15 protein-coding genes are annotated in these 16,427 nt (G+C 43.5%); all 15 read right to left on the bottom strand.

Features of this window, described 5'->3' with window-relative positions; all coding sequences use genetic code 11:
• Positions 1 to 187: 187 nt before the first annotated feature.
• The 15 genes from LFYK43_RS02995 to ftsY all read right to left on the bottom strand — a co-directional run bounded on the left by LFYK43_RS02995 (position 188) and on the right by ftsY (position 16,385).
• Complete coding sequence (locus LFYK43_RS02995) at positions 188 to 4,519, bottom strand: PolC-type DNA polymerase III (RefSeq protein ID WP_124975333.1); 4,332 nt, start codon at positions 4,517 to 4,519, stop codon at positions 188 to 190.
• A gap of 120 nt (positions 4,520 to 4,639) precedes the next feature.
• Positions 4,640 to 6,343 (bottom strand): proline--tRNA ligase, encoded by a 1,704-nt coding sequence (locus tag LFYK43_RS02990; RefSeq protein WP_124975292.1) that lies wholly within the window; start codon positions 6,341 to 6,343, stop codon positions 4,640 to 4,642.
• Positions 6,344 to 6,379: 36 nt separating this feature from the next.
• On the bottom strand, positions 6,380 to 7,651 hold the full coding sequence (gene rseP, locus LFYK43_RS02985; protein WP_124975290.1) for an RIP metalloprotease RseP: 1,272 nt from the start codon (positions 7,649 to 7,651) through the stop codon (positions 6,380 to 6,382).
• A 31-nt stretch (positions 7,652 to 7,682) separates the two neighbouring features.
• Positions 7,683 to 8,474, bottom strand: coding sequence for a phosphatidate cytidylyltransferase (locus tag LFYK43_RS02980; RefSeq protein WP_124975288.1), 792 nt, complete (start codon positions 8,472 to 8,474; stop codon positions 7,683 to 7,685).
• The gene (gene uppS / locus LFYK43_RS02975) at positions 8,471 to 9,271 is read right to left on the bottom strand and encodes an undecaprenyl pyrophosphate synthase (protein WP_229717910.1); all 801 of its coding nucleotides are present in this window, start codon (positions 9,269 to 9,271) and stop codon (positions 8,471 to 8,473) included. The genes LFYK43_RS02980 and uppS overlap by 4 nt, the downstream gene beginning before the upstream one ends.
• Positions 9,272 to 9,405: 134 nt before the next feature.
• Entirely contained in the window at positions 9,406 to 9,969 is a 564-nt protein-coding gene (frr, locus tag LFYK43_RS02970; RefSeq protein ID WP_124975284.1) for a ribosome recycling factor, read from the bottom strand.
• A gap of 3 nt (positions 9,970 to 9,972) precedes the next feature.
• Positions 9,973 to 10,692 carry a UMP kinase gene (pyrH, locus tag LFYK43_RS02965; RefSeq protein ID WP_124975282.1) on the bottom strand — a complete coding sequence of 240 codons (720 nt, stop codon included), beginning with the start codon at positions 10,690 to 10,692 and terminating at the stop codon, positions 9,973 to 9,975.
• 175 nt (positions 10,693 to 10,867) lie between these two features.
• A complete protein-coding gene (rplS, locus tag LFYK43_RS02960; RefSeq protein WP_124975280.1) occupies positions 10,868 to 11,224 on the bottom strand; it encodes a 50S ribosomal protein L19 in 357 nt (118 codons plus the stop codon).
• 132 nt (positions 11,225 to 11,356) lie between these two features.
• On the bottom strand, positions 11,357 to 12,085 hold the full coding sequence (trmD, locus tag LFYK43_RS02955; RefSeq protein ID WP_124975278.1) for a tRNA (guanosine(37)-N1)-methyltransferase TrmD: 729 nt from the start codon (positions 12,083 to 12,085) through the stop codon (positions 11,357 to 11,359).
• Positions 12,082 to 12,597, bottom strand: a complete 516-nt coding sequence (rimM, locus tag LFYK43_RS02950) for a ribosome maturation factor RimM (RefSeq protein WP_124975276.1) — start codon at positions 12,595 to 12,597, stop codon at positions 12,082 to 12,084. Before rimM ends, trmD begins: the two co-directional genes overlap by 4 nt.
• A 74-nt stretch (positions 12,598 to 12,671) precedes the next feature.
• On the bottom strand, positions 12,672 to 12,923 hold the full coding sequence (locus LFYK43_RS02945) for a KH domain-containing protein (protein WP_124975274.1): 252 nt from the start codon (positions 12,921 to 12,923) through the stop codon (positions 12,672 to 12,674).
• 10 nt (positions 12,924 to 12,933) lie between these two features.
• Positions 12,934 to 13,209, bottom strand: coding sequence for a 30S ribosomal protein S16 (gene rpsP / locus LFYK43_RS02940; RefSeq protein ID WP_124975272.1), 276 nt, complete (start codon positions 13,207 to 13,209; stop codon positions 12,934 to 12,936).
• 140 nt (positions 13,210 to 13,349) lie between these two features.
• Positions 13,350 to 14,786, bottom strand: coding sequence for a signal recognition particle protein (ffh, locus tag LFYK43_RS02935; RefSeq protein WP_124975270.1), 1,437 nt, complete (start codon positions 14,784 to 14,786; stop codon positions 13,350 to 13,352).
• 15 nt (positions 14,787 to 14,801) lie between these two features.
• Positions 14,802 to 15,146 carry a putative DNA-binding protein gene (locus LFYK43_RS02930; RefSeq protein WP_124975268.1) on the bottom strand — a complete coding sequence of 115 codons (345 nt, stop codon included), beginning with the start codon at positions 15,144 to 15,146 and terminating at the stop codon, positions 14,802 to 14,804.
• A 9-nt stretch (positions 15,147 to 15,155) separates the two neighbouring features.
• Positions 15,156 to 16,385 (bottom strand): signal recognition particle-docking protein FtsY, encoded by a 1,230-nt coding sequence (ftsY, locus tag LFYK43_RS02925; protein ID WP_124975266.1) that lies wholly within the window; start codon positions 16,383 to 16,385, stop codon positions 15,156 to 15,158.
• Positions 16,386 to 16,427: the final 42 nt, after the last annotated feature.

Here is a 16,427-nt window from a genome sequence, read left to right as displayed (position 1 = left end):
TCCTTGCTGTTAATTTCTCTGCAAATCATCTGTCTGCACATTTCCAATAAAAAGAGTGAGCATCTCTGCCCACTCTCTGCGAGTTATCAAGTTACTAGTATCATCCTAGCATAAGCGTAATTAAAAAGCAAATCAATCAGCTTCAGCTCGCCTTTGAACAGCTGAATAGGCTGTGCTTTTTTGCTCTTTAGAATAGGTCTTCGAATAAACTCAACTGATTTTCATCAGGCAAATCATCAAGAACATGGTTTTCTGTCATATATTCGATCAAGGTATTTGAAACCTTGCCACGTTTAGACAGATCCTCTTTTGACAGAAATTCTTGTTCTTCGCGGGCCGCAACGATTTGTTTAGCAGCGTTTAGGCCGAGACCCGGAATTGCTGAAAATGGTGCCAGCAATGTATCGTTATCCACGATCAGCCAGTCCGCAGCATCCGAGCGTTGCAGATCTACCATTTTAAATTTAAATCCGCGTTCCAGCATTTCATTGGCTAATTCCAGCACAGTCAACAAATTCTTTTCCTTAGTGGAAGCATCATTGCCTTTGGAATTGATTTCTTGCATGGCTGATTTGACAGATTCTTTACCATGGACCATCGATACCAAGTCAAAATCATCCGCCCTGACCGAAAAATATGCTGCATAGTAAATTAGCGGTAAATAAACTTTGAAATACGCAATTCGCAAGGCCATCAACACATAGGCAGCCGCATGCGCTTTAGGAAACATATACTTGATTTTTAGGCAGGCACCTATATACCATTCAGGTACATCTGCTTGACGCATCTGTTCTTGCCAATCATCAGGGATCCCCCGCCCTTTACGCACATGTTCCATGATCTTAAAGGCTAAATCGGATTCAACCCCCATGTGGATCAGATCCATCATAATATCATCACGACAACCAATGACTTCTGGCATCGTTACGGTTTTATTCTGGATCAATTCCTCGGCGTTGCCTAACCAAACATCAGTCCCATGCGACAAACCTGAGATCTTCAGCAATTCCGCGAATGTCTGTGGATGTGTTTCCTCTAACATTCCCCGGACAAAGCGCGTCCCAAATTCCGGGATACCTAATGTGCCGGTTTTTGACTGGATCTGTTCATCTGTGACCCCAAGGATCTCTGTCCCGGAAAAAAGTGCCATGACCCCTGGATCGTCAGTCGGGATAGTTTTAGGTTCGATTCCCGATAGATCTTGCAGCATTCTGATCATCGTAGGATCATCATGCCCTAAAATATCGAGCTTCAAAATATTATCATGGATCGAATGAAAATCAAAATGGGTCGTTTTCCAAGTTGCAGTGACATCATCAGCTGGATACTGGATCGGCGTAAAGTCGTAAATATCCATATAATCCGGCACAACCAAGATCCCAGCAGGATGCTGCCCGGTAGTGCGCTTAACGCCCGTCGCACCTTTGGCTAAACGATCGATCTCAGCTGCCCTGATACTTTGTTCCGTGTCTCGTTCATAGGCTTTGACATAACCATAAGCCGTTTTATCGGCGACAGTCCCGATCGTTCCGGCTCGATACACATTTTTCTCACCAAACAATACCTTAGTGTAATTGTGGGCGATCGGCTGATAATCTCCCGAAAAGTTCAAATCGATATCGGGGACCTTATTTCCCTTGAACCCCAGGAAAGTTTCAAAGGGGATCTCTTGTCCGTCTTTAACTAGGGTCGTTCCGCATTCCGGACAATCTTTGTCAGGCAGATCAAAACCCGAACCATATTCACCGTTAGTAAAAAACTGATTCCATTTGCATTTAGGACACCGATAATGCGGCGGAAGCGGGTTAACCTCAGTGATCCCAGACATCGTAGCAACCAAACTGGATCCGACTGACCCACGTGAGCCAACCAGGTAGCCATCTTTATTTGATTTATATACCAGCTTTTGCGAAATAAGATAAATAACTGAAAAACCATTGCCGATAATGGACTTTAATTCCTTTTTCAAGCGTTCATCGACAACTTGCGGCAATTCAGCGCCATAAAGTTCATGCGCCTTATTCATCGTCAGATTTTCGATGTCTTCTTCTGCTCCCGGCATTTTAGGAGTATAGAGCTTGTCTTTAACTGGAGAGATTTCATCACACATCTCTACGATTTGAGCAGGAGCTTGAACCACGATCTCCTGCGCAGTTTCAGGGCCAAGAAAAGCGAACTCATTCAGCATTTCATCAGTTGTTCTAAAATGAGCATCAGGCAGTTGCCGCAAACGATTCAGCGGATTTGCTCCACCCTGAGAGTGAACCAAGATCTTGCGGTAAATCGCATCCTCTTTATTCATATAATGCACATCACCCGTTGCTGCAACAGGCAGCTGGAGCTCATGTCCTAATTGCACCATATTATGAATAATTTCTTCTAGGTTAGCGTTATCTTTGACCAGTTCTTGTTCAAGCAGCGATGAGTAAAGCGGCTTAGGCTGAACCTCTAAATAATCATAGTACCGCGCTTTTTCTTTCGCTGTCTCATAACCTTTTTGCATCATTGCAGTAAAAACTTCACCATCCGCACACGCAGAGCCTACCAGCAACCCATCTCGATATTGATTCAAGACCGAACGCGGGATCCGCGGCACCCGATAAAAGTATTCTGTCATACCTGCAGAAACCACTTTAAAGAGATTTTTCAGTCCAGCTTGAGTCTGGGCGAGGATCGTAGCATGAAATGGATGTTCATGTTTATAAGCATCATTTTCACCAATGTGCTGGTTCAATTGGTCATGGTATTCAACACCTAACTTTTCCTCGGCATCTTTAAGCATGGCAAAATAAATAAAACCAGTTGCTTCGGCGTCATAAATCGCACGGTGATGGTGTTCCAAGTTGATATTGAGCTTCTTAGCCAAAGTATTTAACTGGAACCTTTTCATCTCAGGATACAATACTCGGGCAAAGGGTAAAGTATCGATCCAAGGTTCAGTGATTTCCGGCAGATCATGGCGTGCATAACCAGTATTCATAAAGTCGACGTCAAAGGTGGCATTGTGTCCCACTATGATCGTCCCCTGACAAAACTCCTTGAACATCGCAAAAACTTCAGCTTCACTTTTTGAACCGCGCACCATATCATCCGTGATACTAGTTAAGTTGATCGTTGTCTGTGACAAAGGATGCCCTGGATCAATGAATTGCTCAAATGTGTCTAATACATTTCCATTCTGCATCTTAACCGCCGCCAACTCGATGACCTTGTCATACCGAGCTGATAGACCAGTTGTTTCTGTATCAAAAACCACATAAACAGCATCTTTCAAATTAACATGCCGGCAATTATAGGCAATTGGCGTACCATCATCAACAATGTTAGCTTCAACCCCATACAAAATCTTAATTCCATTTTTTTCGCCAGCACTATGCGCTTCCGGAAAAGCCTGGAGTGTGCCGTGATCAGTGACTGCGATTGCCTTTTGACCCCAATCAGCAGCCTGTTTGACATAACTGGAAATACTGTTAGTTGCATCCATCATACTCATATTGGTGTGCAGGTGCAGCTCGGCTCTTTTTTGGTCAGCTGGTGCCGTGTCTTGCCGGCTTTCGTGTTTGACAGAATTAATGTCATAAGCATTAACGACTAAATCATGCATATAATTATCTTCTTGCACGCTGCCGCGAACCTTGATCCAAGAGCCTTCATCCAAAGCGGCAAACATTGCTTCATCATTTTCGTCACGCGAAAATTTCTTAACCACAAATGATGAAGTGTAGTCGGTCACTTTTAAAATCAGCAGTTGGCGCTCAGAACGCAAAACCCGAATTTCCTTATCAAAAACATATCCTTGAATGACAACTGAACGCTCCTCTTCAGTAATAGCAGCCATCTGGCTGGGCTCAATATCGCTGGATATTTTTTTACCCAGCTGGACCGTACCGTCAACTTGCGGCAGCTCCTTTCTTCCCTTGCGCGCCTCTTTCTGGAGATTTTGTTTTTGAATTGCTTCTAACGCTTTTTGAGTTAGTTCAGCATCAGTTTTAGCCTTTTTTTCTTTATATTCTGCAATTTTTGCTTGTGAAGCAGATTCATCGACCAGTGTCGTGATATTCTGTTGAGGAAAACCAAGGCAACGATACGTATCTTCAATTGGACCTAGGGCTTGATTGACGAGAAAATTTTTGATGATCTCATTTTCCGCCAGTAACATTACCCGGCCATCTTGTAAGTACGGCACTTTTCCTTCGCATAAGCTTTGTGTTAGGTTAGATTTGACTCCACTATGCGCAACGACCCATTGCCAATAATCCCCCAGTTTTTGATTCGTGACTTCAGGTGCGGTCGTTTGAATATTAACCGAGATCGCAGCAATATTTTGAAAGGCATGATCCAGATGCTGCTGCAATTCTATAAACAAAGGAAAAGGCAAGATATCCGCTAAAATCAGTTTAAACTCCCAGCGTTTAGTAAGCTGGTGGACTTCAACCCGTGAAATACTGCCGTTCTCAAAATAATGAGCATCTTCTGGGCGCGGTGTCAGCTCAATTTGCTCTAAGAGTTTGGTAAACATTTCTTTTTTATTTAATCCCAAAACTGCTCTCCTTTCTGTCAAAATTGTGATCTTGACTCAACTAAAGATAGCCGAAACCAGTAACTGCGTTTCGACTAATCCATGAACTATCCGGGTAACCTATTCTTCTTTAAGCAAGATCGACAACGAATTCAGCAGTTCCCCAGTTTGAACTTCGAGTGTTTCACCGGTCTGGCGCAGTTTGATCTCAACAATTTGATCTGCGGCCTTCTTACCAACCGTGATCCGCACTGGCAATCCGATCAAGTCTGAGTCTGCAAACTTAACGCCTGCCCGTTCCTTACGATCATCAAGCAAAACTTGATATCCTGCTTTTTCCAAGGAGCTCGTGACTTCTTGTGCTAAATCTGCTTGCTCTTTATTTTTGCTATTAACTGGAACGACATGGACATCAAACGGAGCGAGCGAACGCGGCCAAATTATGCCATGTTCGTCACTATGCTGTTCAACGATTGCTGAAAGTAAACGTGAAACTCCGATCCCATAGCAGCCCATCTTAACTGTGACTTGACGACCATTCTCATCTAAAACAGTCGCGCCCATATCTTTAGAATAACGCTCGCCTAGCTTAAAGACATGACCAATTTCGATCCCGCGTTGGAATTTTAACACTCCCTGTCCGTCAGGAGAAATATCTCCTTCTTGAACCAAACGCAGATCCGCGTATTCACTCACTTTAAAGTCACGGTCCAGGTTCACATTCAGATAGTGGTAGCCATCTTCATTTGCTCCCACTCCGACGTTAGTCATTCCTTCAATATCTAAATCAGCGATGATTCTTGCATCCTTGATCCCGACCGGTCCCAAAGAACCAAAGCCGGCACCAAAATATGCGCGTGCCTCATCCTCTTCGGCAGGACGCAAAGCAGCACCGTCAAGGTAGTTTTTGAGCTTGACCTCATTGACTTGGTCATCTCCACGCATCAAAACCAAGATTGGCTGCCCATCGACATAATAAAACAAGGTCTTGATTTCGTTATTACTGTCGATCTTTAAATATTCGGCAACTTCATCGATCGACCGGGCGCCTGGAGTAGCAACTTTTGTCAGCTCCTGCGGCAGCTCGTGCGACTTCTTAGTTACGCGTAAATTTTTAGCCATTTCCAAGTTGGCGGCATAATCACTGGAATCAGAGTAAACAACTGTATCCTCGCCGATCGGTGCCATAGCCATGAATTCCTTTGAATCCTTGCCGCCCATCTGACCAGAATCAGCTAAGATCCCACGAAATTCAAGTCCTGTACGTTCAAAAATTTTATTGTATGCTCGACTCATATCTTGGAAAGTTTGGTTTAAGCTCTCATCATCTGCGTGAAATGAATAGGCATCTTTCATTAAAAATTCGCGCCCACGCAGTAATCCAAACCGTGGTCTTTTTTCGTCCCGATACTTCATCTGGATCTGGTAAAGGGTCAGCGGCAATTTTTTATAGGACTTCACGGTATCACGAATGATCGAAGTAAAGGTTTCTTCATGGGTGGGGCCTAAGATCAACTCACGTTCATGCCGGTCCTCTAACTTGTAGAGATCTGGCCCGTAAGTCTCATAACGCCCCGTCTCTTTCCATAGTTCGGCAGGCAAAACATTTGGGACCAGCATCTCAACTGCACCAATTGACTCCATTTCTTCACGAATGATCTGTTCGATATTGCGAATGACCATATGTGCCAACGGCAAGTAAGCGTACATTCCCGCAGTAATTTGTTTAATATAACCCGCACGCAACATTAACTGATGGCTCTTAGCCTCAGCGTCGCTTGGGACTTCCTTTAAAGTAGGGATCAACAACCGTGATTGTTTCATGAACTCTTTTCTCCTCTCACATCTCATTCAGCGTTGTTAAAAAAAGTAGCGCTGGATATCATTCCAGGTAACTAAAACCATCAATAACAGCATAAAGCCAAAACCGATCAAAGTAATGATTGTTTCTTTATTTGGATCAAGCGGCTTTCCTCGAATTGCTTCAATCAAATTAAGCAGCAATTTTCCGCCATCCAACGCAGGGATCGGCAATAAATTCACGATCCCTAAGTTGATAGATAAAAAGGCGAGCAAGTTGATCACACTGATCACACCGTATGAAGCGGCCTGCTGGGTAAAAGAATACATCGCAACAGGTCCACCCAGATCATTCAGGCTAAAACCATGAAACATGTTGACCAGTGCGTTCCAAACTGCCTTCATAACTGTAAAAGTCTGCGTAAAACCATAGCCGATGATCGATCCTATGGAATGATCGACTTTTTGTCCAGCCTGGATCCCAATTATACCGACTTTTTTCCCATTTGATTTCTGTGTTTTGGGGACCAAGGTCACAGACTTAGTCTGACCGTGACGGTTGATTGTCAAGCGCGTTTTCTCACCCGGACGGTCGCTAATTGCCGCTGAAAGCTGATCCCAGGTAGCTGTCTTATGCCCGGAAACCGCAACGATCCGGTCATTTTTTTGCAATCCAGCTTTTTGGGCAACGGAGTTTTTTTGAACTGCACCCACAGAATTGATCGTGGTAACGGCACCGCCCTGCAAAGCCGCGATCAGAATAAAAGCAATGATCGCTAAAATAAAATTATTCAGCGGTCCTGCCAGATTGGTCATGATCCGGCGAGGAAGGCTGGCCGACTGATATTGAACTTTTCGCGGGGCAACTTGGATCTCGGTCCCATCTTTTTCCACAACAAGTGCATTATCTTTGACTGAGAAGCGGCGTGTTTTTTCTTCATCGCCATTCTCGTAGCCGCTAACATACATCTCGTCGATCAAGTCCCAATCAGTGATCTCTAAGGGCAAACCATTTAATAAACTGACTTTATTACTAGTATTGATTTTTTCGACCTGGTCGTTTTGATCTAAAATTAAATTAACAGGCATTCCTTTTTGCAAGGTCTCTTCATCATCTTCTAAACCTGCCATACGAACATAGCCCCCTAAGGGCAAAATTCTGATCGTATAAGTCGTGCCGTTTTTATGGTAACCAAATAATTTTGGTCCCATTCCAATTGAAAATTCGCGGACCAGGATCCCCGATTTTTTGGCGACAATAAAATGCCCAAATTCATGGGAAGTAACAATGATCCCAAAAACTATAATAAAAGCAATGATCGTTAGCAGCATAGGGCTACCATCCTTCCCATTAGAACTTGTCTTAAATTAAACCAGCGAAGTGCATTAACGGCAAAACAAACATGATAGAATCAAACCGATCTAAGATCCCTCCATGACCAGGCAAGATCTTGCCTGAGTCTTTAACAGAGAAATAACGTTTATAAGCAGATTCTACCAAATCACCCAGCTGTCCAGCCACAGATAAAAGTAAAACTAATAACAGCATTAGCGGCAAGCTGTATGTAAAATGTGCTTGGAAAAAGAAAACATAAATGCCTACCAGCAGCGTGGCAGCTAACGTTCCGCCAATGGAGCCTTCCCAGGTTTTATTGGGGCTGATATGCACAGCCAGTTTATTTTTGCCTAGTTTTCTCCCAACCATGTACGCGCCACTGTCCGTGATCCACACGATCAGCAAAGCAAAAAATAGCATCCAAACGCTGTTTGCTCTAGCCGCCATCATATAATGAAAACCTGAACCCACAAAGATCGAACCAAGGACCAATGCCCCAGCATCATCAAAAGTAAAGCGATTCTTGGTGAAGACTGTCTCCAACAAGAACAGCAGGATCAAAAAATATGCCAGATCATTGCGTGAGATCCCTCGGGGTAAAAAAGTTAACCAGGCCGATGGCAGCAGAAAAACTGCTGTTAACAGATAGGATAAAATTGCCTCAGCAGATACTAATAATTTTTTCTTCATCATCAGTAACTCAGAAGTACCAACCAACCCCATCAGTACGATTAAAATGTTAAAAGATATCCCCCCTAGAAAACATAAGGGAATGAAAATCGCTAATGCAACTACAGCTGTGATCACACGTTGTTTCATTTGTTTTTATTTTCTCCTTCATTGGGTTTTATTCCACCAAACCGACGGTCCCGCTTTTGAAAGACCAAAAGATCTTGATACAAATCTTCAGGCTGGTAATCTGGCCAGTAAACGTCTGTAAAAACTAATTCACTATAAGCAATTTGCCAGAGTAAAAAATTGGAGATTCGTTGTTCTCCGCTTGTTCTGATCAAAAGATCCGGATCACCATAAGGTGCTAATGATGCGGTCATCAAATACTGACTAAACCGCTGTTCATCGATTGTTTCGGGCTCAAGCCGCCCTTTTTTAACATCTATCGCTGCAGCCTTAACTGCAGACAAGATCTCCGAACGAGAACCATAGTTTAAGGCAAAATTTAAGACCATTCCTGTACAATCCTTGGTGTCTGCGATCGCATTATTAACAGCTTCTTGCGTTTTTTCAGGCAGCTGGCTTTGGTCGCCTATCACATTCACACGCACATTATTGCGAATTAATTTTGGCACAAAGCGAGAGAAAAATTTGTTGGGAAGCCCCATCAAATAATTGACCTCTTCATTGGGGCGACGCCAATTTTCTGTTGAAAAGGCATATAAGCTTAAGACCTTGATCCCAAGATCGCTGGCTGCTTCTGTAATGGTTTCGACCACTTCCATGCCTTGTTTATGACCGGCTACTCGCGGTAAATGCTTGTTTTGTGCCCAGCGTCCGTTTCCATCCATGATGATCGCCACATGGTCTGGGATCAGCTGCGGATCTAGTTGTGCAGCTTCCACTCTATTTTTTGTATCTTTTTTTATAATATTGCTGAACAAAGGGTCCACCTCCTGAGTATCATCAAACATTGTATCAAAAAATACGCAAAAGAGGCAAAATTCCTCAGAAAATTAGAAAAAGACTAATATTCCAAAGATTTCTGCCTCTCTTTAATTTGAATTCAACTTAAAAGTTAGCCCTCAAGAATTTCTTTTTCTTTATCCGCGGTGATTTGATCAATACTCTTGATTGAAGCATCAGTCACTTTTTGAGCTTGTTCTTCCAGATCATGCAACTGGTCTTCGTTTAGTTCTCCATCTTTTTCAGACTTCTTTAACTGATCCATCATATCACGACGAATATTACGAACAGCAATTTTGCCATTTTCAGAAGTAGCCTTAACCTGCTTGGCGAGCTCTTTTCTTCGTTCCTCAGTCAATTGCGGGATCACCAAACGAATTGCGGAACCATCGTTAGCAGGTGAGATTCCTAGGTCTGAGGCCAAGATCGCGCGCTCAACATCCTTTAAGACTGATTTATCATAAGGAGTAACCAACAGGACCCGGGCCTCAGGGACTGAGATCTGCGCCATTTGATTTAAAGGCGTTTCAACCCCGTAGTATTCCACGTTGATTCGACTTAAAAGACTGGCATTGGCACGTCCTGCGCGAATATTACCTAATTCTCGCTGCAAAGCCTCTTCGGATTTAGTCATCTTTGCTTGTGCTTCTTTAAGGATCGGATTGCTGACTTTCATAATCTATTTTCCCTCCACTGTGGTCCCAATGTTATCGCCAAGGACAACTTTCTTAATATTACCGTGCTCATTCATATTAAAGACAACCAAAGGAATGTCATTGTCCATCGATAAAGATGAAGCTGTGGTATCCATGACATGTAAACCTTTATTGATCACGTCTAAATGTGTCAAGCTGGCAAACTTCTTCGCATTCGGGTCGATCTTAGGATCTGCTGAATATACTCCATCAACACCGTTTTTGGCCATCAAGATCACATCTGCGTTGATTTCTGATGCTCTTAGAGCCGCAGTAGTATCCGTTGAAAAGTACGGTGAACCTGTGCCGCCGGCAAAAATAACAACGCGGTGCTTCTCTAAGTGACGGATCGCTTTTCTGCGAATATATGGTTCAGCGATTTGGCGCATTTCAATTGAAGTCTGGACTCTGGTCGGTACTCCGATCGTCTCCAGATTATCCTGTAAAGCCAGGGCGTTCATGATCGTGCCTAACATGCCAATGTAATCTGCCTGTGCACGCTCCATTCCCATCTGTGCACCAGCCTCACCGCGCCACATATTACCGCCGCCGACAACGATCGAGATCTCAACCCCCAGATCGTAGACTTCCTTGAGTTCTTCAGCAACTTTGCGGATTTCCGGCGGGTTGATCCCGTGCCCTTCTTTTCCAGCTAAGGCTTCCCCGCTTAATTTAATGATCACACGTTTATACTTGATTGACATGCTGATCCTCCTAGTAGTTTATCTCTTTTAATATGAATCCACGTTCAGAAATAATTTTAGCACAAATTACGTTTTTAATGAAATATCAAAGTTTAAAAAGTGAGCAGATATCGATCAACACTCCCATTAAAATTGCGCAAAAAAAGTCCTTGATGAACAAGGACTTTTAACTGCATTATTTACGACGGCGTTCTGGAATACGAGCAGCCTTACCTTGCAATGCACGCAAGTAGTACAGCTTCGCACGACGAACACGTCCGTTACGAATAACTTCGATTTTATCAACACGTGGTGAATGAACAGGGAAAGTACGTTCAACCCCAACACCGCTACTGATCTTACGAACTGTATAAGTTTCGGAGATACCTTCACCGCGGCGCTTGATCACAACCCCTTCAAACATCTGAATACGTTCGCGCTTGCCTTCAACGATACGGGCATGCACACGTACTGTGTCTCCTGGGCGGAAATCTGGAATATCCTCACGCAATTGTGATTGTGTAAGTTTTTCAATTAATGGATTAACTGACATTATTTTTCTTCCTTTCACCGACATTCATGTCCAGTTGCAGCGGAATATCGTTATTGTGGCTTAAATAGCCAATCATTAGTGTAGCATAACATTTAGTTCCTGTAAATAACTTTTCTCTCTAATAAGGAGCAACTATGATCGTTTAAATTCCTCCAACCACTTTTTTTGTTCAGTGGATAGCGTCAAATCTGCCAACAGATCTGGACGGCGCTGATAAGTTTTACGCAGTGCCTCTTTTCTGCGCCATTCATCAATTTTTTGATGGTTACCCGACAACAAAACGTCAGGGACCTTGAGGCCTTCAAAGTCCGCCGGACGCGTATACTGAGGATATTCCAGCAGTCCGGATGAAAAAGAGTCGCCTGGAGCAGATGCACTGTTCCCTAAGACCTCCGGCAACAAGCGGACCGTGGCGTCGATCATGACCAGTGCGCCTAATTCTCCTCCAGTCAGCACAAAATCACCTAAAGAAAATTCATCGGTGACGCGCTGCTTGATCCGCTCATCATAGCCTTCGTAATGGCCGCAGATAAAAGTCAATTGCGGTTCGCGGGCTAGTTCTTCAGCTGCGGTTTGGTCAAATTTGCGTCCGGCAGGATCCAGCAGGATCACTCGCCCTAAATTCTGCCGTTGTTCTTTGACATGGTCGAGAGCCGCAAAAATCGGCTGTGCTTGTAAGAGCATCCCCGCCCCGCCGCCGTACGGATAATCATCGACGTGATTCTGACGGTCAGTTGTGTAATCGCGAAAGTTAGTCAATTCAATGTCTAAGATCTTCTTTTCGACTGCTTTACCCACGATCGATGACGACAAAGGACCGGCAAACATTTCAGGAAACAGCGTTAAGATATCGATTTTCATTGTTCTTCCAATCCTTCTAACCAGTCGACAATGATTTGTCCTTGAGCCAAGTCTACTTCTTTAATTACATCTTGGATCACTGGCAACAAAATTTCTTTGCCGTTTTCTCGCCGGACGACCCAGACATCATTCGCACCAGTTTGCATGACCTCGCTGATCGTACCCAAATATTCCTCTTGCAGCGAGAAAACTTTCAGCCCAATAATTTCCCGATAATAGTACGTTCCTTCTGCTAAAGGCTCTTGCTGTTCTTGGGTAATTTGAAGCTGTGCGCCCTTATATTTCTCGGCCTCGTTGATATCATTGATCTCGTCAAAAGTCAGCAGCTCCAATTGTTTATGCTGGCGGTGTGTTTTGATCGTTAACTTCACCGGCGGTTTTTGACCATCGTTAACATAAACAACTTGTCCAACCGCAAAACGTTCACTTGGAAAATCTGTGGAAGCCATAACTTTGACCTCTCCGTGGATCCCATGTGTATTTACGATTTTTCCAACGTCAAAATAAGCCATTTCATTCTGCCCTCCCTAAAAAGAAAGCCTCTCGCTTCAAACATTGCTGTTGAAACAAGAGGCTAAATTTTACTTTATTTTTTGTCCACAATATTCAGACGCACGCGCGCTGAGTCATTGAGATGGACGCTATACACAAGTGTGCGAATAGCTTGAGCCACCCGTCCGCGTTTGCCAATCACACGGCCAACATCGGCTGCAGCCACAGATAAATTAAAGTTTAAAAAATGTGCATCTCGTTGGGTCGTCAACGCAACAGCGTCAGGCTCTGCAACCAGCGGTTTAACAATCGAAAAAATTAATTGTTTCACATCTGCTTCATTCATTTAACTTACCTTATTTCTTAGCTAACTTGCTTTCGTGGAACTTCTTCATGATGCCTTCTTGCGAAAGAATGTTACGCACAGTATCTGAAGGTTGTGCTCCATTACCTAACCATTCCAAAACACGGTCTTCTTTCAAGACGATTTCTTCTGGTGAAGTCAATGGATTATATGTGCCGACCGTTTCGATTTGACGGCCATCACGCGGTGCGCGAGAGTCAGCAACAACGATACGGTAGAATGGACGTTTCTTTGAACCCATTCTCTTCATACGAATTTTAACTGCCATAGTGTGTTACACCTCCTAAAGTTTTCTCAACGCTAATAAATATACCAGTAAATCACGGACGTGTAAAGGGAAAATTCTTGACAGACTACTTTTTTTAAAATTTATTTGCAGCAACCCGCTTACGAACACCTAAAAACCCGTTATTTTCTGCGTTTTCGTAATTTTTTAATTTTCTTAGCTTTACGTTTTTTATTTTGACGTGCCATCCGGTTCATTGACATTTTAGCCATTTTACCCTGCATTCCATTGCCAAACATGTTTTCCATCCCTTGGAAATTACCATTTGACATCTTGCCCATCATGTCGCGCATTTGTTTGAATTGTTTGATCAAACGGTTAACTTCTTGGACAGATCGTCCTGAACCGGCTGCGATCCGCCGCCGCCGGCTTGGTTTCAAGATATCTGGATCCTCGCGCTCTTGCGGAGTCATTGAATAAACGATTGCCTTGGTATGTTCCATATCCTTAGGATCGACCTTCACATTCTTTAATGCAGGATTATTGGCCATACCTGGGATCATTTTCATGATATCTTCCATTGGACCCATTTTTTGCACCTGATCAAGCTGCTCAAGAAAATCATTGAAGTCAAAGCTGTTAGCCCGCATCTTATCCTGCAGATCTTGGGCTTTTTGCTCATCATAATCCTGTTGCGCCTTTTCGATCAAGGTCATCATATCGCCCATCCCGAGGATGCGTGAAGCCATCCGGTCTGGGTAGAAGGTGTCCAGCTGGTTCATTTTTTCACCTTGGCCGATAAACTTGATTGGTTTGCCAGTCACGGCACGGATCGATAAAGCTGCTCCCCCGCGGGTATCGCCGTCTAGTTTAGTTAAAACAATGCCGGTGATATTTAACTGCTCATTGAATCCTTGCGCTACCTCAGTGGCATTTTGACCAGTCATCGCATCGACGGTCAACAGAATTTCTGTCGGTTGGGCTAGTTTCTCAATATCAGCCAACTCTTGCATTAGTTTTTCGTCGATTTGCAGCCGACCAGCAGTATCGATAAAAACATAATCGTTCTTGTTTTCCTGAGCAACTTTTAACCCTTCCTCGACAATTTTGACAGGTGAAACATCTGTCCCCATGTCAAAGACTGGCAAGTCATTATCTTGTCCTAAGGTTTTTAACTGTTCGATCGCAGCCGGTCGATAAACGTCAGCTGCGATCATCAATGGCCTGGCATGCTGTTCCTTTTTTAATTTAACTGCCAACTTACTAGCGGTCGTAGTCTTCCCGGCACCTTGGAGTCCAACCATCATAATGATTGTTGGGATCTTGGGCGACTTATTTAAGGAAACGGCTTCTTCCCCCATCACTTTGACTAATTCTTCATTTACGATCTTGACGATCTGTTGGGCAGGTGTCAAGCTTTCCAAAACTTCTGCTCCGATTGCTCTTTCACGTACGGTCTTGACAAAATCTTTAACTACACCAAAGTTAACATCGGCTTCAAGAAACGCCAGCCTAATTTCACGCATGACCTCTTTAACGTCTGCTTCGCTAATTTTTCCTTTACGGCGTAATTTACCAATTGCATTTTGCAAGCGCTCGGTCAAACTCTCAAATGCCATTTTTTATCCTCGCTTTCATTCCTGGTCTTCATTCTGTTCAACGGCTGCCAGCAGCTGCAGCAGTTTTTGATCATTAGCATAATGACTGCTGACATATTGACTCAAAAACTCGATTTTTTGATCTCGAGCTACAAAATCTCTGTAAAGATGCAGCTTACTCTCATAATTTTCCAAAATTTGTTCGGTCCGCTTAATATTATCATAAACTGCCTGCCGGGAAACCTGAAAATTTTCCGCAATTTCCCCCAATGAATAATCATCCCGGTAATATAGCCCGATATACTGCATCTGCTTGGTAGTCAATAATTGTTCGTAGAAATCAAACAGAGCATTGAAACGATTGGTTTTTTCAATTTCCATTGCTGCCACCTATTTCGCTGGTTGTGCGATCAGGTCCTTGAACAGACCATAGACAAATTTTTCTGCATCAAAAGTGCGCAAATCATCCATCTGCTCGCCTAAACCAACAAGCTTGACCGGTAAATGCAATTCGTTTCTGATCGCCAAAACGATCCCGCCTCGAGCAGTACCATCAAGTTTAGTCAAAACGATCCCGCTAACTTCTGTCACGTCTTTAAACTGTTTAGCTTGGGTCAGTGCATTTTGACCCGTCGTAGCATCTAAAGCCAACAAGACTTCTTGAGGACTTTCTGGCAATTCACGCTGAATGACCCGTTTGATCTTCGCCAATTCATTCATCAGATTGACTTTATTTTGCAACCGTCCCGCTGTATCAACCAGCAAAATATCATAATTTTCAGTTTTAGCTTTTTTAACCGCGTCGAATACAACTGCAGCCGGATCACTTTGCGCTGGTTTCTTAACGATATCGACATTAACACTTTTTGCCCATTCGTTTAATTGTTCGATCGCGCCGGCCCTAAAAGTATCACATGCAGCCAGAAGAACTTTTTTGCCTTCTTGCTGGTATTTGTGAGCTAATTTACCGATCGTAGTTGTCTTGCCAACTCCATTGACCCCAACAAACAAGAAGACAGTTGGTTGTCCAGCTGTTGCAAAATGCAGACTGTTGTCTTCTTCATGTCCTTCTTCTTCATAAATATCGACTAATTTTTCCACGATCGCATCAGAAACTTCTTTTTTTGCTTTAGCGTTACGCAGCTTGACCTCATCACGCAACTCGTCACTGATTTTGACTGCGACGTCAAAACCGACGTCAGCTTCGATCAAGGTCTCTTCCAAGTCATCAAAGAAATCCTCATCAACGTGGCGAAAATTAGCTAATAATGCATTGATTTTTGCTCCAAAACCCTGTCTGGATTTTTTAAGACCTTGATCATAACGCTGCTCATCGGTAACTTCCTGCTCTTCTTTCTCAGAAACCTCAAGGTCTTGTTCTTCAAGACCATGTTCGTCATCCTCTGTTACTTCCGAATCACTTTGTTCTTCTTTAGTTTCTGCACCGCTTTGACTGACTGGAGCCTCATCTTCTGGCGCCTCTTGCACCTGCTTTGCGGTCTGCGATTCTTGTGCGTGACTTTCTTCTTTTTTCTCTTGCTCTTGTTCTGTTCGCTTTTCTTCACTCTCTTCTGGGTCAGAAACTGCAAAAGCACGTTTTAACTTATCAAAAAGTCCCATAATTATTTTCCTCCCGTGCAAGTTGTCCTCTTCATTTTAACA

The sequence above is a fragment of the Ligilactobacillus salitolerans genome, assembly GCF_003864415.1.
In the GTDB taxonomy this organism is placed as follows: Bacteria; Bacillota; Bacilli; order Lactobacillales; family Lactobacillaceae; genus Ligilactobacillus; species Ligilactobacillus salitolerans.
The sequence above is the reverse complement of the archived record's forward strand: the minus strand, read 5'-3'. Positions and strand labels throughout refer to the sequence as shown.

Coding starts and splice junctions, on each gene's coding strand:
- rplS (WP_124975280.1), bottom strand. CDS start 11,224: ATGTCAGTTAATCCATTAATTGAAAAACTTACACAATCACAATTGCGT.
- frr (WP_124975284.1), bottom strand. CDS start 9,969: ATGAAAGTCAGCAATCCGATCCTTAAAGAAGCACAAGCAAAGATGACT.
- LFYK43_RS02930 (WP_124975268.1), bottom strand. CDS start 15,146: ATGGAAATTGAAAAAACCAATCGTTTCAATGCTCTGTTTGATTTCTAC.
- rimM (WP_124975276.1), bottom strand. CDS start 12,597: ATGGCTTATTTTGACGTTGGAAAAATCGTAAATACACATGGGATCCAC.
- LFYK43_RS02945 (WP_124975274.1), bottom strand. CDS start 12,923: ATGAATGAAGCAGATGTGAAACAATTAATTTTTTCGATTGTTAAACCG.
- pyrH (WP_124975282.1), bottom strand. CDS start 10,692: ATGTCAATCAAGTATAAACGTGTGATCATTAAATTAAGCGGGGAAGCC.
- ffh (WP_124975270.1), bottom strand. CDS start 14,786: ATGGCATTTGAGAGTTTGACCGAGCGCTTGCAAAATGCAATTGGTAAA.
- LFYK43_RS02980 (WP_124975288.1), bottom strand. CDS start 8,474: ATGAAACAACGTGTGATCACAGCTGTAGTTGCATTAGCGATTTTCATT.
- rpsP (WP_124975272.1), bottom strand. CDS start 13,209: ATGGCAGTTAAAATTCGTATGAAGAGAATGGGTTCAAAGAAACGTCCA.
- ftsY (WP_124975266.1), bottom strand. CDS start 16,385: ATGGGACTTTTTGATAAGTTAAAACGTGCTTTTGCAGTTTCTGACCCA.
- trmD (WP_124975278.1), bottom strand. CDS start 12,085: ATGAAAATCGATATCTTAACGCTGTTTCCTGAAATGTTTGCCGGTCCT.
- LFYK43_RS02995 (WP_124975333.1), bottom strand. CDS start 4,519: ATGTTTACCAAACTCTTAGAGCAAATTGAGCTGACACCGCGCCCAGAA.
- rseP (WP_124975290.1), bottom strand. CDS start 7,651: ATGCTGCTAACGATCATTGCTTTTATTATAGTTTTTGGGATCATTGTT.
- LFYK43_RS02990 (WP_124975292.1), bottom strand. CDS start 6,343: ATGAAACAATCACGGTTGTTGATCCCTACTTTAAAGGAAGTCCCAAGC.